Below are 20,582 nucleotides of genomic sequence, written 5' to 3'. Positions count from 1 at the left end.
GGAATCGTCCGTCCGGGCGGTTCCTTCTCTGTCTCTTAATATCCTCTTTCACAAAAGCTTCTTTCTTCCTGAAGAGGTAAGTTTTTACATTCCATCCCTGTAATCTGGATATAACGCTGACGGCTCAGATACTGGATTAACTGGTCTATCTTTTCCTGAGGTCCCTGCACCTCCATCTCCACATTTCCGTCCATCAGATTTTTCACCCATCCGGTCAGCCCCAGCTGTCTGGCTTTCTGTACGGCATAGAACCGAAACCCGACTCCCTGTACCCTGCCGTAAAAGAGGATGTGTTTCCGGACACCCTCCGGCTGTATTTTCGTCCTTTTAAAAAACATTTGTTTCCTCCTGTCCCTTACCGGTAGACGTCATAATACCCGTCATAATCTTCGCTTTCTATCTTCTTGCTGGGAGTCAAAACCATTACATCCGTTCCCACGGTGACTTCTGCCCCTTTGGGCAAAACAACATTGCAGTAAATGGTTCCTTCCTCCCCTTCCGAAAACCAGATGCTGTTGCTCTCATAATTCAAATCCTCATCTTCATAAATATCTCCCAGATAAACGCTGTACTCCAGATCGCCCCAGTCTTCTCCGCTGACATCGTACACACCCTCGGGAAAATCATCTCCCGCTGTATATGTTCTCTCGGGTTCAAGATAGATGGTTTCTGTAAGAGGATTATCCATGGTTTCCATTTCCTGCATCTGTCCGTTCTCTGTATGCAGATTTACAGCCAGTCCATTGTTTACTGTTACAATTCCGCCTTCATAAAGCTTTAAATCTTCGACCTCTGTTACTTCCCCGTACTCTTCTTCTGTTCCAAATACCTTGTTAAGGAAAATCACATTCTCCATATCCATCAGACTGAGAGAACCGCTTCCTTCCTGAAGAGACGCTGTGTAATTTCCCTCCGGCAGCCAGACACCCACTTTGTATTCCCCTGGCATGAGGGTAATGTCAAAGACCTCCCCCGTCTCAGAAAGTTCTCTGGTTACCCCTGCATAAGGATCATAGGTTTCAAGATTCCAGGAAGGATGCAGATCCTCCAGTCTCTTTTTATTTACATAACTGCTTATGGTCTCTATTCCAATGGCCAGAATCCCCATGAGAATCAGAACCGCCAGCACAACACTTCTTTTTTTCCGCCCATACGATTCTCTCCTGTAGCCCCGGGCGCTGTATCTTTGTCTGCTCTGATTCTGGGGTCTGTATCTGTTCCCCTGATAACGGGGAGTGCTTCCGGAGTTCGTCCCGGTTTTTCTTTGACCTGCAGAATATGTTTTCCCGGTTTTTGTCTTATTTTTATCGGTCTGTGTTTTCTCTCCGGAATATTTGCCGTAAGTTATTTTCTTCTGATCATGGATGCTCTCATTTAAACGGTAGTTCTTACTGGCTGCTTTCTGATTGTCCAGCCCGCAGAACGTACATTTCCCCTTCACCAGCTTACCGCCGCACAGATAACATTCCTTTTTCTTAAACACTGCCTGTCCGCCCCCTCTCCTGCTCCTTCTTTCTCTATTCAAATTATATCCTGTCGCCTCACTTCCGTAAAGAAAAAGATCAGAAACCCATACCCTTTTCTGATTTCTTTATGGTAAAATAAAGATAATTACAATAAAAGAAAGGACGAGTACAATGAAGAAGGAAATTTTAGATTATGTTGTAGAAAAATCAAAAGACTTAATCGCTGCTGCAAGCTGCAGCAAAGAAGCAAAAGACGCCGCCCAGGCATGGCTGAACGCCGTGGGAACCTCTCGGGAATCCGAGGAAACCAAGGCTTATCTGGCAGAACTGGAAGAAGACATTGTCACGGTAGACGGATTATTCGCTTTCGCCCAGTCTGAAGCAGGGGCCCAGGTTTTCGGCGGAACCGAAGCAGCAAAAAAAGTCGCCGAACACGCCCAGGCCATTAAAGCGGCAGGCGCCAAATACTGCGATTGTCCTGCCTGCGCGGCTGTGGAAGCTATCCTTTCCAAAAAGGATCAGATGCTTGAAAATTAAAAACAAGTACGAAAATGCCGCCCGGATCAATCAATTGATGGGCGGCATTTCCTGCTTCCTTTTCTTTTATTTTATAAAGGCCATTGCCACTGTTCCGGCAGTCAGAAGGAAAAGCCCTGCCCCTTCCTTTCTTTTCAGCCTTTCTTTAAACACCAGCCAGGAAAAGAGAACGGTGATAAGAATACTCAGTTTGTCAATGGGCACTACCACACTGGCCGGCCCCTCCTGCAAAGCCCGGTAATAACAGAGCCAGGAAGCTCCTGTGGCGATTCCCGACGCACAGATAAAAAGCATTTCCTTTCTTCCGATTCTTCGGATCTCTTTTTGCTTTCCCGTCAGAAACACCAGTCCCCAGGCCATCAGAAGCACCACGGCCGTCCGGATTGCCGTCCCCAGATTCGATTCCACATTTTCAATCCCGATTTTTCCTAAAATCGCCGTCAGACTGGCAAAAACGGCAGAGCCGCAGGCATAGAGAAACCAGTCGGAACCCTGACCTTCTTTCTCTTCCTGTACATCTTTTTTATCAATCATCAGAAAGATTCCTGCCGCAATGCAAAAGACGGCGGCCGCCTTAGAAAGGCTGACCCCCTCCTTCAGAAAAATCAGAGCCAGGACAATGGTCAGCACCGTACTGGACTTATCTATGGGAACTACTTTATTCACATTTCCCGTCTGCAGCGCGCGGAAGTAACACAGCCAGGAGGCTCCTGTGGCAGCTCCCGAGAGAATCAGAAAAATAAGGGTTCTGCCGCTTATATCTCCCATTTGGTTCCAGGAACCTGTAAGAAACACCATCAGCCAGGCAAACAGAAAGACAACCACCGTCCGTACTGCAGTCACCACATTTGCATCTGTGTTTTTTACTCCGCACTTTGCCAGTATGGAAGTCACTCCCGCAAAAAATGCAGAGCCCACGGCATAGAAAATCCACATTTTTTCTAATTCCTCCTGCTATTATATATTTGATTCCAATTGCAGACTTTTAATATACCAATATTTATTCCCGGCTTCCGTTATAATATCTGTCCTTTTTTAACTTAATTCAATTCCCCATATCTTGCAGTCTCTGGTTCCCACTACCACATAATTGTTGTAAACTGCCGGGGAGGCTTCGATCACTCCCTGACTTAAGGAGAGCGTCTGGTATACCTGACCTCCGGATCCGTCCAGCAGATACATGTTTCCATCACTGCTGCAGTAAAGTACCGTTCCCGTTCCGTCCCCGTTATAGACGCACACCGGAGAGGACCAGGCATATCCTGCCTTATGTTCCCATACAACCACCCCGGTCTCTTTATTCAGACACGCCAGAACCCCATTGGCGTTGTTTTCCGTCTTTGACACCGTTACATAGATGTAGTCCGACAGACCGTTTTTCCCGGAGGCAATGGTAGACTGAACCCCTCCCGATACTCCGTCGTCCGAATAACACTCGTAGTCCGTCTGCCAGATAATCTCTCCCGTCTCTGCATTGATTTTCCAGACGGGGACTGTGGCTGAGCTGCTGCTTCTCCATCCCAGACGGAAAGAAGTGCTCACATAGAGATACAGTTTTCCGTTTTCAATGGAAAGCACCGGAGTAGAATTGGAGTCATCCAGAATATCCTGTACCCACACCAGTTCCAGGTTATTCAGGTTCAGACACATCAGATGTCCCCCGTTATCTGCCACAAATAAATATCCTTTATAGACGGCGGCGCTGTCTTCCATTCCCACCCAGTAATTGGCTGAACTGGAACGAAGGCCGTAATAATGCCATTTCACCGTTTTCCCCGGAGCAATGGACAGTGTTCCTGCATTCTGGTCATATGCCGTATTCAGCCTGATCAAATAGAGAATTCCGTTTTCCCCCGGATAAATCAGGGTATCCGTCTCGGCATCCACCAGGGCGGAGGAATCGAAGAAGCTCAGACTTCCTCTTAAAGAAAAGGCATCATTGTCTCCAAAGGTATACATCGTGCTGCAGTCCAGAAGGTTGATAATAAATACTTTTGCAGGCCCGTTGTCGCTGTTATAGCCCGCTCCCACGTACAGGATGGGATACCCTCTGGGATCCAGCGCGCCTGCTCCCTTAAATGTATAGCCCAGATACAGAGACTCCCTGGTAGGTTCCCCCGTCTCTAAATCCAGGAAATACACGTATCCGTCCATGCAGGCATATATAACTTCCACCAGTTCATCGTCTTCCTTCGCCCAGTCATACATATTCATATGTGCCTTCACCTCTCTGGGCCATTTGGTCATCAGCGGCTGTCCTGTCCATCCGCTTCCGCTCCAGAAGGTTCCTCCGGAAGAGAGGGATCCGGTATCATGGGACCATTTCTGTGTCAGTGTATGATTCTGGATTTCCGCCGTTCCATATGCAGGACTGTCCCGGAAATTATTTCCGCGGAAGGTAAGGATTCCCTCTGCATCTGTATAATCCTCTCCTACAGAAAAGGAAATCTCTGCGTCGGGAACATACTGGGCTGTGCTCTCCAGTTTCGTTCCGTCCACTTCCACTTCTGTATAACTAATCATTTTTTCCGGAGCAGTTGTCTCCACGCAATGGGGCTCAAAGAGAATATCCTTGCTGGGTTCCATGGCAATCGGGACGCTTTCTTCTCCCTTCTGAATTTCCGCCCCTGTCTCCTGGGCCTGCTCTCCTGAGAATTTGTCGCCTCCCGGGGATTTTCCCAGGAGCAGATATGCTCCCACCCCCAGCAGAACTGCCGCTTCAATCACAAGAAGAATTCCGGTGAAAAGCAGACGCCTGCTGTGCCCCTTCTTTTTCCGGGCATGTCTGACCTGGCCCCTTCCCCCGCGGGCCTGTTTTTTCTGTTTCATCTTATTTCTCCTTCAGTTTCTGTTTTTTCACAGCGAAAGAAAAAGCCAGGGTATGTTTTCTCCCTGGCCCGCTGCTTTTTAGTCGAATATTATTTTATTCCCTTTTATTACCATATCACATTTTTCTCGATTTTTCTACATCAAGATATGACAGAACATCGCTCCTGCTGATTTACGAACCCTCTTAAATGTGCTATGATGATAATCAAATTCAGCAAAGGAGTAATTCGTATGCCAATTTTCGATTTTCGTAACGAACCACCGAAAAAGAATCAACCTGAATGTACTTATACAATCGTCCGTTCCAATGAATCCTGCTCTTCTGTAGAGCATCCCATTCTGGTACTGGACAACCAGGCCAAAAACTGGAAACACCACTCCTGTGGTCTCTTTACCAATCCCAACACCAGAACCTCTTTTGAATTTGACGAGGATGACGGAGCCGTAAGCGCAGATATTCTGAAAATAGATGCCCGCTTTGTCCCTCTTCTGCGCTGGCTGGGAGAAAACCATATCCGCGTACGCTTGTCCGGCCAGAACACAGAAGAAGGCTACGCAGTCTATAAAATCCGGGAAATTTCTGCGGGAGTGGGAACGAAACTTTCCGCCTCCGACGGCTTTTTACAGCTTATTATTGAGAGACTTCTGGCCAGCCACGCCCCTGCCCCGGAAACGGAAGATGACGATGCGGAAGAAACCGGCGATGAGATGAAACTTACAAGTCTGCAGAGTATCTCAGATTTCATGACCTGCGCCGGGAAAACCCTGCCGGATACCATCAGTCTCTGGGCGAGGAGGAATCTGGCCGTAGCCCGTTCCCATGAAGTCACTCTGGAAGAACGCCGCCATGCCCAGCGTGCCCTTTCCATGGTTTTAAACATCCAGTGGAAAAATGACTACTTTGAATCCATTGATCCCGTGGAAGCCCGCCGTATTCTGGACGAAGAGCTCTATGGCATGGAACGGGTAAAACAGAGAATTATAGAAACCATTATCCAGATCAACCGCACCCATACTCTGCCTGCTTACGGACTTCTGCTGGTGGGACCGGCCGGAACCGGAAAATCCCAGATTGCCTATGCAGTTGCCCGGATTTTAAAGCTGCCCTGGACCACTCTGGATATGAGCTCAATAAACGATCCGGAACAGCTTACAGGAAGCTCCCGAATCTACGCCAATGCAAAACCGGGTATCATCATGGAGGCTTTCTCCATGGCCGGGGAGTCCAATCTGGTATTTATTATTAACGAGCTGGATAAGGCAGCGTCCGGAAAGGGAAACGGCAATCCGGCAGACGTACTTTTAACACTGCTGGATAACCTGGGATTCACTGACAATTATATTGAATGTATGATTCCCACCGTGGGAGTGTATCCCATCGCCACCGCAAATGACAAAAGCCAGATCAGCGCGCCCTTAATGTCCCGTTTCGCAGTGATTGACATTCCGGACTATACGCCCGAAGAAAAGAAGATCATCTTCTCCAGATATGCACTGCCCAAAGTTTTAAAACGGATGGGGCTTCATGAACAGGAATGTCATGTAACCGAAGACGCCCTGGACGCTCTGGTGACAAAATATGTCACTACCTCCGGGATCCGTGATCTGGAACAGGCGGCAGAACATATGGCTGCAAACGCTTTATACCAAATCGAGGTCAACCATCTGACTGAAGTGGTGTTTGATTCTCAGGCACTGGAAAATCTGCTTGTATAGAAGGGGAAATGGCGGTGAGGTCTCCCTTCACCGCCATCTGAGGGCAGTTCTATTTAATAAAACACGCCAATGCAGCCGCCAGTCTTTTTATATCCTCTCCGCCGGTATTGATGCATAAATGATAATTCCTCTTATCTCCCCAGGTATTATCCGTATAAAATTGATAATAGCGCGCTCTTTTCTTATCAACAGAAACGATCTTCTGCTGTATTTCCCTGTCTGTCAGCGTTGCTGCGTCCATCCCTTTCCTGCGGCAGCGGGCGATTCTGGACGGCATATCCGCATAGACAAAAATCCGGTATGGATTCCAGTCATGCAGAACATAATCCGCACACCGTCCCACAATTACACAGTCTGATTTTTCTGCCATTTCCCGGATGATATTACTCTCCTGTGTATAAACAGATAAACGCTCCTCCATTACATAATTATAGGGAATTCCGAACGTCCTGCAGGTTGTTATCGGAGGCAATGGCAGAGGCCGGCTTTCATCCACTCTTTCAATGTAATCCTCTGCCAGTTCTGTCCTTTTCCCCAATTCCTCCACAATTTCCCGATCATAATAGGCTATCTTTAGGTTTTCAGCCAGTCGTCTTCCCAATTCACGGCCTCCGCTTCCAAATTCCCGCCCAATGGTAATAATGCGATTCATGCTAAATCCTCCTTATATTTTTTTCTTTTTTCTTTCCGTTGTAAGCAGTATAAATGCAGTAACTGCAGTCAGCGCCTCACTACAGGAATGACAAATCCAGACCATCTCGCTTCCCAAAAGCAGCGGCAGCGCCGCAATGAGTACCGGAGGCCAGATGACACTTCTTGACAGCGATACGGCGAGGGCTTTCCCTGTCCGTTCATTTGCCTGCCAATAGGCAATCATTAGAATATTGACCCCCGCCAGAAAGAAGCCCGAAAAGTAAGGCAGACTCCTGCTTTCCGTAAAATTAATCAATTCCATATCTCCCGGATTGAAAATAGTGAAGAAGTTCCGGGAGAAAAAGAAAATGAGTATATAACACAAAATTCCAATTGCCAGAAATATTTTAATGGAAAAATTCAACAGCGCCTTACTGCGGTCTTCTTCCCCCGTCCCCATAAAATAGCTGAATACCGGCTGCAGACCTTGTCCCATACCAAGAAACAGGGTCAGGATAATCAGCATAAGATAGCCGATAATAAGATAGGCCGCAAGGCCAATCTCCCCGAATCCATAATGAACAATGGCGAAATTATATACAAAAGTAATAATCCCAATGGTAAATTCCATAATGAAGGATGGAAATCCCAGCACATAAATGGAACGAATATGATGCCATTTACACTTTAATTTTGCAAAATATAAGTCTCCCCGCTTTAATATAAAATGGGGCAGCATAATCAGCACACTGAAAATCGGGCCGAGAGCTGTTGCGAATGCCGCTCCTGCAATTCCCATGTTCATGGGGTACATAAACACATAATCCAATACAATATTTGACACGGAACCAAACATCAGCGCGAACATGGCAAGTTTCGGACGGTTGTCATTACGTACCAGCCCGCTTAGCAGAAAGCTGAAAAGCAGGAATGGCGAAAACGTAAGGATATACCACATATAACGAATCGCTTTTTCATGAATGGCCGGAGTAGACCCCAGCAGTTCTGCCAGCGGATGAATAAATATATTTCCGAATACGCAGATACATATCCCCATCACAGCCGTACACAGTACAGAAAGATTGAAAATGGTCCGGGCTTTTTCTTTCTCGCCCTGTCCCAGATGAGCTGAAATCATGACCCCTGCCCCTGTGGCAACTGCCATAGACAGCGCAATTAAAATTTCCACCAACGGTACTGAAACTGCTGCTGCAGCCATAGCGTCACGCCCGAGACGATTGCCGATAAACACTCCGTCAACAATCATATAAACGGAATTGAATAACAATCCTATCATCTGCGGAACCGCATATTTCATAAATAAAGTATGTGATTTTCCTTTATACATGATTAAACTCCTCCTATAGAGAACGCCCTGCGCGGAAAATAAAAAGCCTGCGTTTTGTGTTACGCAGGCCTGATACACAATAAAATGAAACCCCGGCAGGTTGATTTTATTTCTGTTTTATTTACTATTTATTTTCTTATTTTTCTTAACAAGTTCTATGGCTTCTTTCCCGGTTTTATAATCGATATGCATTTCTAACATGCAAAGGTTTTCCCATTCCCGGTCAATGGCCTCTCTGCGCTTTTCCTCCTTTTCATGGGGTGCATATTTGGCAGCCAGTTTTTCGATCGCCTCGCGCTTCTTTCCCTCCTCTTCTATGATTTCTATCTGTCCGAATACAATCACACTTTTAAAATATGTAGTGTATTCTTCCGGAACAATCTGATCCTGGGCGACAACACAGAAAGAAGCTTTCCCATTCCCCCGTATTGCATCCAGCTTGTATCCGCTTTTGGCACAGTGAAAATAAATCTTCGCCCCGTCATATACGTAGCTGAGCGGAACCGCATAAGGATAACCGGCTACTCCCGACAGAGCCAGCACCCCGGATGTTCCTTTCCCTAAAACATCAGAAATTTCCTCCTGTGATAAAGCCTGCCGTTTTCTTCTCATCTCCTGAAACATAAAAACACCTCACTTACAGATACAGCTGCCGGCACAGGAAACCATATGGAATACTTTCCTATTACACAAAAAAGCCTTATCTCATCATTCCTGCTACGGCCTAATGGAATGAGAAATAAGGCTTACCCGGCGGCATTATTATCTTTAATTTTGCATCATCCTAGCACATGTAACGGAAAAAGTCAAGCTCATTCCTCTATTTTCCCTCCAAGGGTTTCTAAAAAGACCTGATTCAATTTCTCCCAGTCCTCCTTGCGATCCTTTGAAAGGGAGTCCGCAATCTCTTTTTGCCGTTCCAGTTCAGAAGCAATAAACTTTTGAATCTGAGGATTCTGAGGATGTAACTCCTTTTCATCAGAAACCATTTTGACCTTCTGCACATGGGCAATCTCTGTTCTCAGATTTTCCGGCAGCTCCTGTTTCATCAGATCCTCAAATAAAATCGGAGCCGGACAACGGTTTTCTTCAATATATCTGGCTGCCAGAAGAGGACGGATGGCATAGAAATATTTCTTATACCTTACCTTGTCTCCCTGAAGATACTGCATATAGGTGTTATTTGCCGTACCCAAATAGTGGTGTACGGCCGTCTTCACGGAAAAATACTCCTTCGCCGTTTCATAAATGTGCTCCCACGCCTTGCAGGTACGATATACAATGGGAGAAACTGCCCATTCAAACAAAGTGGCATTTCCCTTTTGAAACTGAACCAGCGCTTTCTTTAAATCCCATCCATTAATATCCAGCACTTCATCCAACTGCCACTCGATTACATCCCGAATCCCCTCCAGCCGCAGATAGTCTTCTGCCGGACGAACATAAATAAAACGCACGTCGTAATCACTGTCCGGAGAGGCAAATCCCCAGGCCCGGCTGCCGGATTCTGCTGCAAAAAGGATACGAACCTTCTCTTTTCTTTCAATCTCTTTTAACTTTTCTTCAATTTCTTTCTCAATATTTCTCAACTTATCTACACCTCCAGCGCTTTTCTGTTTATCTTTTCCACAAAAGCCTCCACTTTTTCCATATCCGGTTCTTCCGGTAAGATACTCTCTTTGGATGCCTTCTCCAGTCTCTGTTCATAATCCGCCAGAATATCATAAAACTCCGGTGCAAACCCACCGTCTTCCCGGCGGAAACCGCCGTTTCGAATCTTTAAGAGAAGTTCCTGTTCCCGGGTTCTTCTGGTACAGATCTCCCCTTTTTCCAGAATATCAATGGCCATCATAAACAGACGGATCGTATGCATGGCATGTTTATTCAGATGGTTATCATCTTTCTGACCCCGTTTTCCTATTTTATCATAGCTCTTTACCACACTTCGCATTACGCCCCACATATTTTCATAATCCCTCAGGGGCAAATGCCTGTAGCTGGCGTCTACAAAGATTTCCGTCTCAAACCCGGGATTCTCTGCCTTATCAATATACAGCCGGATGCTTCCTTTATCGAAGGATTCATAATGACTCCGAAAATCCTCCAGAGAATTCTGAACCGCGTGTAAAATGTGCTGTTCCTTCCGGGCCTGGGGCATGGAATCTCTGGCAATGGCATTCTGAAGCCGGCGAATCTGTCCCTGAGCGTAACCACTAAAAGACCTGGCCGCCCTTTTGGACAGAAATAAGGAACGGTTATCCAGAAGCTCCTGTCCCAGTTCCGTGAGGATCAGGTACCCTTCTTTTTCAAGTCCCAGAATTTCACAGGTATTGGGATTACAGTCCAAAAGCAGCCGAACCATTTTATTAAAGGAATAAATCACCGTATCTGTATCCCTGTCCTCAAACTGCTCAAATTGGGTCAGTCCCAGAAGATCGGACGGCAAATTCAAGGTAATCCCACGAAAGTCAATATCACTGTTTTCGTTGTCCGTCCCGTAGGCATAGCTTCCGCCCACTCCCAGAAGGATAATCCGCTTTCCCAGCCTGGGATGCTCCTTTAAAAATCCATATTCCTCTGTATCTAATAATCTTTTAAAATCACGCAAAACAAACACCCCTGTCTTACATTTGATAACAAAAATTGATAATAAAAATCCTCCGCCTTACGGCGAAGGACTTTATTCAGTACATCTGTTTACATCTTAGCAAGGACATAAGGAAAAGTCAATGGGTGAAAACAGGAGGAAATTTTTATTCTATTTTGTATTTTTCCAGCATCTTTTTCCACCTGCTGTTTTCTTTCATAAATCCGTAACTTTCCTCATACCGAAAGCTTTTTAGAAGGGTTTTCTTTAAATTCCTTACAATATCCGGGTCCGTTTTCTTAAATTCCAAATGTTCATAAAGGGGAGAGCTGTTAAAGTCTCCAATCTTCTCAACACCGGATAACATTTTCTCAGCAATTTCCAGAACCTCTTCTTCTTCCTGTTTTAAAGCGGCAAGTTCCAGCCCGCCGTAGACCTCATAATATTCCCCCATATCAAAAAGTTTTGCCAGCTGCGTCTGTTTTTCAAGATAGAACTGCGCCTTCTCAAGATTCTGTTCCTTTACTGCCAGGCTATACAGGCCGTTAAAAACCATACTTTCAATCTGGTAATCCGAAAACAACAGTTCTTCATAAGCTTTATAAGCTTCCTGTGTTCGTCCCATTTTACCGTAAAGCGCCGCCTGCTTTCTCTTTCTTTCCGGACTCTGCGCTGACAGATAATTCAGATACTTTTCCGCTTCTTCATATTGTTCATTCCTTAAATAAAAATTATACAGCGAATCTGCCCCGCAAGTTCGAATCTCTTCTTCCCCGCTTTCCAGGGCACGAAAATAACACGCTAAAATAAATTCATCATATTGTTCTGGGTCTGTAACCTTCTTCAACAGGCGGTGGGCATCCAGCATCACCGCTAACTGCCAGGCCAGCTTTTCACAGTTAGTATATTTGTGTAAATAGTTTTTAATTACCTGGAAAGTCTCCTCATAAGTACTTTCTTTAAATCGTCTGTCTACTTCTCCAATAATATTCTTTATTTCGGCTTCCGTCAGCTCGCTCTGAAAGGCCAGCAAGGTATCCAGAGAAATATTCAGAAGTCTGGCAATGGGCCCAAGCAGCAAAATGTCCGGATAAGAATTTCCGTTTTCCCATTTATTAACCGCCGAAGGGGTTACGCCCAGCCGGTTCGCCATTTCTTCCTGGGTCATATCTCTTTCTTTTCTGAATTTCCGTATCGTTGCTCCTATTTCCATAAAAAGCACCTCTTTTTCATTTATTAACATCGGCCTTTGTTACCCTCTATCATAGCAGACAACGCCCCTGGGGACAATTGAATCGATGTTAATTCCTGCTCTTAAAAATTAACCATTGCTCATAAAACAGCGGGTAATCGCAGAATTTTCCATGAAAACTATCCTCTCTGCATGTGCACCGTTCTTTCTGTCGTGTTATACTATACTTACTTCAAAAGGAAATTTATGGAAAGAATAGGAGGCTAAAACTTTGCTTTATTATATAACTGCCTGTATCACTTTTATCAGCGCAACTTTGGGCGCCTGTTTTGCCGTCCAGTCAGCCACAGCCCAAAACGGCGCCGGCCGGACAAACGCTCTTTATATGTTCGCCCGGAGTCTTGCACTATCCGGAATCGCTTTTATCCCATTCTGCTTACAGGCGCCGGCAATTTTAGAAATTATTACTGTGGCCATGCTCCTTGTACAGTTGGCCGATGGGATTATTGGTATTTTTATAAAAAGCAGATTACGCGCGGCCGGCCCGCTGTTCATGGCCGCATGCCATGGCATCTGTCTGTTTCTCATGCACTTTTAGGGAGGCAGCAAAAAACGAATGATTAAAAATGGAATTAACAAAAAACCTCCGTTCATACCTTGATACCTCCTGCTGATAATTAAATGACTTTACGCAATTCTTTCTTTATTTTTTCAATCAGTACAAGATCCGCAGGAAGCCAATTTACCTCATCTAATTCATCCAACGTAAGCCATTTTGCTTTCTCTGCCTCTTTTAGAATCAGATGTCCTTTTATTACTTCGCACCAGAAACACTCCATTGACAGATGAAATTTCGGGTAATCAAACTCGACGGTATCAATCAAATCATAAATCTCTATTTGTGTCTCTAACTCTTCCATAATCTCACGTTTCAGAGCCTGCTTAGATGTTTCTCCTGTTTCTATTTTTCCTCCTGGAAATTCCCATTGCCCCTTAAATTCTCCATATCCTCTAGCTGTTGCATATATTTTTGTCTTATTTTGAACGGAGTCACAGATCACTGCTGCAACGACTTTAATTGTTTTCATCTCATTTCTCCTTTTATTTTGTAAAATTAACCATTAACGATATATTCGTATATATCTTCCCTTATGGGCGTATCAAGCACCCATTCAATTTCCACTGCTGTTTTATCCGTATTTGGCATAACAATTTCTTTCGTTCTGCCCGTTGCATTTATCCGTCCAAGGAAATAAAATTCTTTAGATATTTTATCTGCTTTGTTCTTTCTTACAAAAAGCTGGACATCGATTCCTCTCTCTTGGGAATTCAGGAAGTTCTGAACATCTTCCGACTGCATGCTTCTTCCGGATTTTGATATGGCAATCAAACGATTACTGCCTGTAAAATGATCCTCATACTTTATAGTATCACTTATATCATCAGATTTGTCATAGTTAATAAATACAGGAAATGTCTTTGTTTTCCTATCATATTTATATCCTCCAATATTAAGAGGAACTTCATTATGTTCCCATTCCAGCAGCCGGCAAACATCTTCGTAGGTATATTTCTGATAAAGTACCAAATTTGTATTCGGGTATCTATCTTTGTAGCAGGAAGCATATTTCCCGAGTCCGTAATCAACCAATTCCTCAATCATGTCTCGGAATTCTTTATCAAACAACATTTCTGAAAAAGCATCACTTATACAATACTCTCTGTCGTTCCCCAGCAGTTTTTCAGCATACGCTCGCATTCGTTCAGCTACTCGGTAATCTAAATTTGCTTCTCTATAAAATGCTTCCGCTTTTTCTATTGGCTCTGGCTGCATGAAAATGCATTTCTCATACGTTTTCTTTTGAGAACCTGATGAAAATTCGTTCGTCATGATGTTAATAATATTCTCTACTGTGTTCTCATTCATCTCTATTCCATAGTCGCGAAGCAATACCTCCTGCATATCACCAATTAAACCATGTGGCCTAGAAAGCATATTTTTAAGAAGAATTAACTCGTGAACTCGCTTCCCATTAGCTATTTTCTTAGATACGAATTCAATCATCAGCTCTTGGCTTTTAGTAAACCTCGTAGTATATTCTTTTTCATACTTTACAAGAAACTTGTAATAAGAACCTAAACTCTGATTATCAAATATTCTCTCTATATCCATCTCCCCATACTTATCAAAGTCAGCTAATGCCGGGATATGTCCCAGTTTATTCTTAAGATTAAAATAGTTTTCTTTAATCAGTTTCATGTCACTGAAATTTGCATTATCTATTGCCTGGAATATCCGCTTCTTTGATATTTCATCGAAATGCAGAGTACTCTCCCCGGGAATTATACGCGATCCTTCCATAATATATCTGCGCACATTGTCTTTATTATAGCTTCTGTCTCCCGACAGGGCGATAGGCACCATAAAGTTATTCTTATAATTGCCTATAAAATCAAGTACCACAACATACTCTTTTCCTTCGGCTTTTCTAAGCCCTCTTCCCAACTGTTGTATATAAACAATTGGTGACTGGGTTGGCCTTAACATAATTACCTGATTAATTTCAACTATGTCTGTACCTTCTGAAAAAACATCCACAGAAAGAATATAGTCCAAAGGCTGCCTTTCTTCTGTGGCATCACATGCATCCATAGCGAGCCTCTCTATGGCTTCTGTTCTGACTTCATCGGAATCTGTCCCGCTTAGTGCCATCGTCCGCAGGCCTCTTTCATTGAACTTTCTAGACAGTTCTTTTGCCTCATCTACCCTGCTGCAGAAGATAAGTCCTTTTACTCTTTCTCCACTGTAACCATAATACTTTGCCTGTTTGAGCACATAGTCTACTCTAGAATCGCAGGTCAAATATCTAAAATTCTCAAATTTTTCCTCATTGCGCACATTCTTACCCGTACCATCCCCGACAAATTCTAAATCCGTAATTCCAAAATAATGAAACGGACATAACAAATCTTCCTCCATAGCCTGCTGCAATCTTATCTCATAGGCAATGTTATGTCCAAAGATTTCATAAATATTTTTTCCGTCAAGATGATCATCTCGTTTATCCGGAGTTGCGGTCATACCCAAAGTGAATTTCGGTTTAAAATATTCCATTACCTTTTTATAACTTTTTGCGCTTACGTGATGAGCCTCATCATATATTATGGCATCAAAATGTCCCGGAGAAAATAAGCGCATATTTTCCTCTTTACTCAACGTCTGAATCGTAGCGAATATATAATCTCTATCTTCTTCCTTTTTATTAAGACTTCCTGAAAACAATCCCAGCGATATACTTTTTCCAAATACATTTCTATAGGATTCAATCGCTTGTTTTATAATCTGATTGCGATGTACCAAAAAAAGTACTTTTTTAAATCCCAATTCCCTCATAGCAAAAGCGGATGCGTATGTTTTCCCAGTACCTGTACTTGAGAGCAACAGAGCTCTGTCCACGCCTTGACTTCTCATCTCAGTTAAATTGTTAATAAACTCAACCTGCATTTTATTGGGCTTTAAAGTGTATCTATGGAATTCTACTATCTCTTCCGCTGCCGCCTGACGTTGCTGTTTTCTTATAATCTGCTGCTTTACATACTTCTTGCGGTATTCTTCTATATATTCCTCATAGTCCGCAGATTTGTCATCCTCCCAGAGATCACGAAATTCATTTACTATATCACTGGCAACTTGTCCATATTCTGTTGATACAATTTTTGTATTCCATTCTCTATTGGTTGTTATGGCACTAATTGTCATATTGGAACTGCCAATGATAATTCTATAAATTTCATCTTCTTTAAACACATAGCCTTTTGTATGAAAACCGTCTTTCACTGGATTACAACGATATATCTTTAATGATATATTCTTTAATTCTGCAAGTTTATCTAAAGCCTTAGGCTCTGTAAAGATCTGATAGTCCGTTGTGAGAATTTTGCCTTGAATCCCTCTTTTCTCCAGTTCTTTTAAAGTCATTAGAAAGGGAGTTATTCCACTCATTTTAATAAAGGCTACACTGATAAAAAATTCATCACAACGGTTTAATTCTTTATCCAATGAAACTAATACCTTTCTTCCCTGCTTGTAATCATTGGAAAGAAATTCCGGGCAATATGCAAGATTTGAATTGGTTTCTTTATCTATGAAAGCAGTTCCCATTGCCTTCATTAACTCTTTTGTATCCATTTCTTTTCCTCTAATAAAGCTTTCTCTATTTCAAAAGTTCATCTGCTTTACGTTGAATGCTTTTGCAGCATCCGAACAGACAAATCCCCTACATATTCAACACATAATTCATCTCATACCATTGTTCCCCGCCCCATGAGGATTCTGACAATCCGCAGTTACGAAACCCCATTTTCTCATACATCTTCACCTTTGGTTTCAAACATGTCAAAAATACCATTTTTCTGTCCCTGTTCCATTCTCTGCGGAGATACTGGAACACAAGCTCCCGCGCAAGCCCCTGTCCGCGGTATTCCGGAAGGACGTCCAAACCTAACAGCATAATATTCTTTCCATTTGGGGTATGTAAATCTACATTTGTAAAAAATTCATCTCTGAACGAATACTCATCTGTGGCGATTCCGTTTAAAAACCCGGCTATTCTTCCACTGGTTCTGTCAACCCCCACCAGAAACAATTCTGATGCTACGAGAATTCGCTCTCTCATTCTCTCTGCTGAACACGCCTCGTTTGGCGGAAAACAGATTTTTTCGATTTCAATGGCCTGTTCCGTTTCTTCGGGCAAAATATTCCTGAATTCAAACTTTTCATTCAATCTTTTGTCCGAAAAACTGTATTCCTCAAGAAGCTCCTGTGCCCGACGCCTGCCCTCCTCGGTCAGATAGAGATATTTTTCGTACCCTCTGCGATATTGGGGCTGCCAGAGCAGTTGTGCGTTTTCCAACTGATTAAGGACTTCAAAGTCATATCCTTTCCAACTCAATTCCCGATAACGGCAAAATTCATTATTATCTGACACTCTCGTAAGATAAAGTAGCATTAAAGTTAAATCCTGGATTGTCTGTTCATATTCTTTTTTATTCTTCACTGTTCCATACATCCTCTTTCCCGTTTTATCACTATTCTATATTATCTTTGTTTTTTTATCTATAGAATCCGTTTCTTTTTGCAAAAAAAGTGGTGTTCAGCAAAAACCAAAACTTCTAACCCTGCCTGGCGAAGTACATCCATCACCTTTGTGGCAACCTTAAACTTACAAAGAGCCCGTTCCGTAACAACTATGACTTTATGCATTCCAAACTTTTGTCTTTTCGCCTGCTTCTTTCGCTGAACCTGTCCCGAACACAGTCGGACAAAAGATATTCCATAAATAAGCACTCATATTCTGTGATTCCCACCCCCAGCATTACAACAGACGATTTAATTATCTGCACTTTACTTTGTATTCGCCAGAACGTGTGCCACTACAGCTCTCCAACCGTTTTCTCCGCAGACTCCATCCTGACTTTGATCTGTATTCTTCTGGAAATCCTTAAATGCCTTTACATCATCGTCATTAAAGGTTCCAGTTACTTTTGTTCCGAGCATAGTTTGCAGCATACTTGCACCGATTCCTTTGCTGCCTTTTTTGATATAAGGTAATGTCACCTTATCCAATACCGCTGTCTGCAACTTATTTGTCTCCTCCTTTTTTCTCTTTTCCTCCACCGATTTATCTACAGCGTTTTTGGTCTTCAGACCATACTGACCGTCCTGGGTTAAACCATAGGCTTTCTGGGCTGCCTTCACCGCTTTGACGGTGTTATCCCCGTATTCTCCGTCTGCCCCATCCGGGCCGCAGGAAAAACCTAAATAAATCAAGTCTTCCTGGATTTCTTTTACCAGTTCCCCGCTGTCTCCTTTTTCTAACCAATGGGACGCGTCAATTTTCAGCTCTTCCGTAACTGCCAGGAACCAGTCAGGCCTTGCAAACTTTGTTCCCGGAAGCTGGCTGTTATAGTAAGATTTCTCCCAAACCCCACCACCGTTGGCTACCACACCGGAAGCTCCAGACGTATTGCCTTCAATTGTCCAGAACCGGTCGCCAGAAACTTTGGTCACAATTCCAGTATGGGTAAATTCCCCATTTCGGTAAAAGCAGACAATATCTCCGACTTCCGGGTTTGCATACCGGGTAAATAGGTTCATAAGCGTTGGTACATAGACATATGGGTAATGCTTCAGCATCTTTTTCGCAATCTCTTTCCCAAAAGCCTGCTGAAACACCCAGGTCACGAAAACCACGCACCAGGGCTGTGCCTGATAGGAAGGATAAATATCGCTCCAATATTTCGTATAGTTGTTACTGCCCGCGTTGGCCGTCTTGCTGTCCAGACTACTGTTGCTGGCCTTTTCCAGATAGCCTACTTCGGCTTTTGCGATAGAGAGGACTTTGTTTATTACTTCGGTCTTGTTCATTCCATTTTCCTCCTTGTCATACTGTGTCAGGTTGTACTGATTAACCACTGCCGTCGTATTGGCCACATAATTACTGCTTGTGGCATATCCATCCGCTTTGATTGTCTCCAGGTAAGTCTGTGGGTCCTTAATGCCTTTTAAATTCTGATACCGGGACAATTGGATAAATTCAAAATATCCTTTCACGCCTTCTTCCATGCTGCCATAAACACGGAAATTATCCTTTATTGTAGTCAATGTCCCCGGCTGATACTCTTCCTGTGTGACCAGGTTGACAGAAGGTCCTGTCCACTTGGTACCGCATTTCAACCCAAAATAATTATGGTACTGGGCTGCCAGCCGGCTTTCTCCCCAGCCGCTCTCTAAGATAGCCTGGGCAATCACAGCGCTGCAGCACTTAATTTCATACTGCGGCGCATATTTCTGTACATACCCGGCGATCTGGTGAATAAATTCTTGTTTCGTCATAGTCAAAAGCCCTCTCCTTTCGTATTTTCCCATTAAAAAAAGAACCCGAAACGGATTCTTTTCTTCGATGTTTTATGCTATAATCTTCCTGTTACCGCCCCTAGACAGGTAAAGGAAGGGGGTGACACAATGGATTTTGTACTATCTTTCTTAGTCGCTGTCGCGGCTGGTGTGGTTTGCCACCTCATCATCAAATGGTTAGACAGCGACAAATAGTCGGTAACTAGCCTGCGGTTTTAAACCCTGCCGTTCCAAAAATGGGAATAGAAAAACCCCAGTGTTGCAGCACCGGGGTTTTCGTTTTCATCCACAATGGATTGTACTATCTTCTTGCCTATCGGCATTATAGCATATGCTGTTTTAAAGTTCAAGATACAGAATTTTTCTTTTCTGCTTCAGAGTCTTCTTTATTTACCATTTTATCTACTACTTCCAGGCCCTTAATCAGTATAGCCGGCACATGATAACCAGTCTCTACAAAATTTTCCAGGATAGACCTTATCTCATTAATAAGTAGGGATGCTAACACAAACCATCCAAGTAAAGTGGGTAATCCCGTAATCTTCTAATTTTATATTACGCAGCCTCTTTCTTTTCTCTATCGTTCTCACCTCTTTCTAAAAATTATCACTGTACGACTAACATCATTCTTATTTAAAAACTCCTCCCTTCTTTTGTCTATTATCATTAATATTTTCATATTGCAAACTCCGCCTCTAATACAATTGTATTTTGCAATTTTATTAACACAAATATTTTCATATTGCAAACTTTTTTCATTGACAGTTCTTCATATCGCAACTATAATTAAAGTATCGGAGGTGTACGAATGGGTAATTTGTTTAATGAAAATCTGAAAAAAGCAAGACTAGAAAGAGGCTATTCTCAAAAAGAAGTAGCTGAAAATATTGGAGTAGCAAAATCCACGTATTCTTTATACGAGAGTGGAAATAGGGAACCTAATGTAGAAACAATAAAAAAAATAGCTGACTTTTTAGAGATTTCTTCCGATAGATTACTCGGCCTCAGAGATCCAATTACCATTGCTGCCCATTTTGATGGAACCCAATATACACAAGAGCAACTTGAAAGAATTAAAGCTTTTGCTGCTTTCATAAAATCAGAAGATAACAATAAATAATTGGAGGGATTTCTTTGAACACATATGAACAATTGCTCCAAGAGGCATCTGACCAAAATATTAGAGTTTATGAATCTTTTGATTTAAACGGCCACGACAGTAATAACCAACTATGTATGAAATTGCTGAATATCTAGATGTAACAGAAACATATCTGTCAAAAGCTATACAATGCTATCGCAGTAAATATGGTCTTTATACTTTTTTTGATAATTATATTATTTATTTTGAACCATAT

18 protein-coding genes and 1 pseudogene are annotated in these 20,582 nt (G+C 43.1%); 4 read left to right on the top strand and 15 right to left on the bottom strand.

Translation table 11 applies throughout. The features are described 5' to 3' along the window. Positions 1 to 35: 35 nt before the first annotated feature. Positions 36 to 338 (bottom strand): acylphosphatase, encoded by a 303-nt coding sequence (locus B5F53_RS16180; RefSeq protein ID WP_087225524.1) that lies wholly within the window; start codon positions 336 to 338, stop codon positions 36 to 38. Positions 339 to 355: 17 nt separating this feature from the next. Further along, complete coding sequence (locus tag B5F53_RS16175; protein ID WP_087225521.1) at positions 356 to 1,483, bottom strand: hypothetical protein; 1,128 nt, start codon at positions 1,481 to 1,483, stop codon at positions 356 to 358. A gap of 154 nt (positions 1,484 to 1,637) precedes the next feature. On the opposite strand from B5F53_RS16175, the gene B5F53_RS16170 reads away from it, so the two are divergent. After that, complete coding sequence (locus B5F53_RS16170) at positions 1,638 to 2,003, top strand: molecular chaperone Hsp90 (RefSeq protein WP_087225518.1); 366 nt, start codon at positions 1,638 to 1,640, stop codon at positions 2,001 to 2,003. Between the two features lie 66 nt (positions 2,004 to 2,069). On the opposite strand, the gene B5F53_RS16165 is transcribed toward B5F53_RS16170, so the two are convergent. After that, a complete protein-coding gene (locus B5F53_RS16165; protein WP_087225515.1) occupies positions 2,070 to 2,939 on the bottom strand; it encodes an EamA family transporter in 870 nt (289 codons plus the stop codon). A gap of 99 nt (positions 2,940 to 3,038) precedes the next feature. Next, on the bottom strand, positions 3,039 to 4,832 hold the full coding sequence (locus B5F53_RS16160; protein ID WP_087225511.1) for an outer membrane protein assembly factor BamB family protein: 1,794 nt from the start codon (positions 4,830 to 4,832) through the stop codon (positions 3,039 to 3,041). A gap of 231 nt (positions 4,833 to 5,063) precedes the next feature. Here B5F53_RS16160 and B5F53_RS16155 point away from each other — a divergent pair, with 231 nt between their 5' ends. After that, positions 5,064 to 6,548 carry an AAA family ATPase gene (locus B5F53_RS16155; RefSeq protein WP_087225508.1) on the top strand — a complete coding sequence of 495 codons (1,485 nt, stop codon included), beginning with the start codon at positions 5,064 to 5,066 and terminating at the stop codon, positions 6,546 to 6,548. A 49-nt stretch (positions 6,549 to 6,597) separates the two neighbouring features. Here B5F53_RS16155 and B5F53_RS16150 read toward each other — a convergent pair whose 3' ends face one another. The 6 genes from B5F53_RS16150 to B5F53_RS16125 form a co-directional block, all read right to left on the bottom strand. Beyond that, complete coding sequence (locus tag B5F53_RS16150; RefSeq protein WP_087225505.1) at positions 6,598 to 7,200, bottom strand: cytidylate kinase-like family protein; 603 nt, start codon at positions 7,198 to 7,200, stop codon at positions 6,598 to 6,600. Positions 7,201 to 7,212: 12 nt separating this feature from the next. Beyond that, positions 7,213 to 8,529, bottom strand: coding sequence for an MATE family efflux transporter (locus B5F53_RS16145; protein WP_087225502.1), 1,317 nt, complete (start codon positions 8,527 to 8,529; stop codon positions 7,213 to 7,215). A gap of 117 nt (positions 8,530 to 8,646) precedes the next feature. Beyond that, positions 8,647 to 9,153, bottom strand: coding sequence for a pyridoxamine 5'-phosphate oxidase family protein (locus B5F53_RS16140; RefSeq protein ID WP_087225499.1), 507 nt, complete (start codon positions 9,151 to 9,153; stop codon positions 8,647 to 8,649). 188 nt (positions 9,154 to 9,341) lie between these two features. Next, on the bottom strand, positions 9,342 to 10,118 hold the full coding sequence (locus B5F53_RS16135) for a nucleotidyltransferase domain-containing protein (RefSeq protein ID WP_330396227.1): 777 nt from the start codon (positions 10,116 to 10,118) through the stop codon (positions 9,342 to 9,344). Positions 10,119 to 10,123: 5 nt separating this feature from the next. Then, the gene (locus tag B5F53_RS16130; RefSeq protein WP_087225496.1) at positions 10,124 to 11,137 is read right to left on the bottom strand and encodes a DNA polymerase beta superfamily protein; all 1,014 of its coding nucleotides are present in this window, start codon (positions 11,135 to 11,137) and stop codon (positions 10,124 to 10,126) included. A gap of 145 nt (positions 11,138 to 11,282) precedes the next feature. Beyond that, a complete protein-coding gene (locus B5F53_RS16125) occupies positions 11,283 to 12,329 on the bottom strand; it encodes a helix-turn-helix domain-containing protein (RefSeq protein ID WP_087225550.1) in 1,047 nt (348 codons plus the stop codon). A gap of 250 nt (positions 12,330 to 12,579) precedes the next feature. Here B5F53_RS16125 and B5F53_RS16120 point away from each other — a divergent pair, with 250 nt between their 5' ends. After that, the gene (locus B5F53_RS16120; protein ID WP_087225493.1) at positions 12,580 to 12,906 is read left to right on the top strand and encodes a hypothetical protein; all 327 of its coding nucleotides are present in this window, start codon (positions 12,580 to 12,582) and stop codon (positions 12,904 to 12,906) included. Positions 12,907 to 12,985: 79 nt separating this feature from the next. On the opposite strand, the gene B5F53_RS16115 is transcribed toward B5F53_RS16120, so the two are convergent. The 5 genes and pseudogenes from B5F53_RS16115 to B5F53_RS20885 form a co-directional block, all read right to left on the bottom strand. Beyond that, on the bottom strand, positions 12,986 to 13,396 hold the full coding sequence (locus tag B5F53_RS16115) for a (deoxy)nucleoside triphosphate pyrophosphohydrolase (protein ID WP_087225492.1): 411 nt from the start codon (positions 13,394 to 13,396) through the stop codon (positions 12,986 to 12,988). A 26-nt stretch (positions 13,397 to 13,422) separates the two neighbouring features. Beyond that, the gene (locus B5F53_RS16110; RefSeq protein ID WP_087225487.1) at positions 13,423 to 16,497 is read right to left on the bottom strand and encodes a DEAD/DEAH box helicase; all 3,075 of its coding nucleotides are present in this window, start codon (positions 16,495 to 16,497) and stop codon (positions 13,423 to 13,425) included. An 88-nt stretch (positions 16,498 to 16,585) separates the two neighbouring features. Then, entirely contained in the window at positions 16,586 to 17,365 is a 780-nt protein-coding gene (locus B5F53_RS16105; RefSeq protein ID WP_330396226.1) for a DUF6429 family protein, read from the bottom strand. A gap of 347 nt (positions 17,366 to 17,712) precedes the next feature. Continuing rightward, complete coding sequence (locus B5F53_RS16095; protein ID WP_087225481.1) at positions 17,713 to 19,203, bottom strand: glucosaminidase domain-containing protein; 1,491 nt, start codon at positions 19,201 to 19,203, stop codon at positions 17,713 to 17,715. A 367-nt stretch (positions 19,204 to 19,570) separates the two neighbouring features. Further along, positions 19,571 to 19,756, bottom strand: a pseudogene (locus B5F53_RS20885) (phage holin family protein); the annotation flags it as partial. A 276-nt stretch (positions 19,757 to 20,032) separates the two neighbouring features. On the opposite strand from B5F53_RS20885, the gene B5F53_RS16085 reads away from it, so the two are divergent. Further along, on the top strand, positions 20,033 to 20,344 hold the full coding sequence (locus tag B5F53_RS16085) for a helix-turn-helix domain-containing protein (RefSeq protein WP_087225478.1): 312 nt from the start codon (positions 20,033 to 20,035) through the stop codon (positions 20,342 to 20,344). The last annotated feature ends 238 nt before the right edge of the window (positions 20,345 to 20,582 follow it).

Origin of the sequence: Blautia sp. An249 (genome assembly GCF_002159835.1) — a bacterium.
GTDB classification, from domain to species: domain Bacteria; phylum Bacillota; class Clostridia; order Lachnospirales; family Lachnospiraceae; genus Blautia_A; species Blautia_A avistercoris.
This window is presented reverse-complemented; position numbering and strand designations above follow the sequence as displayed.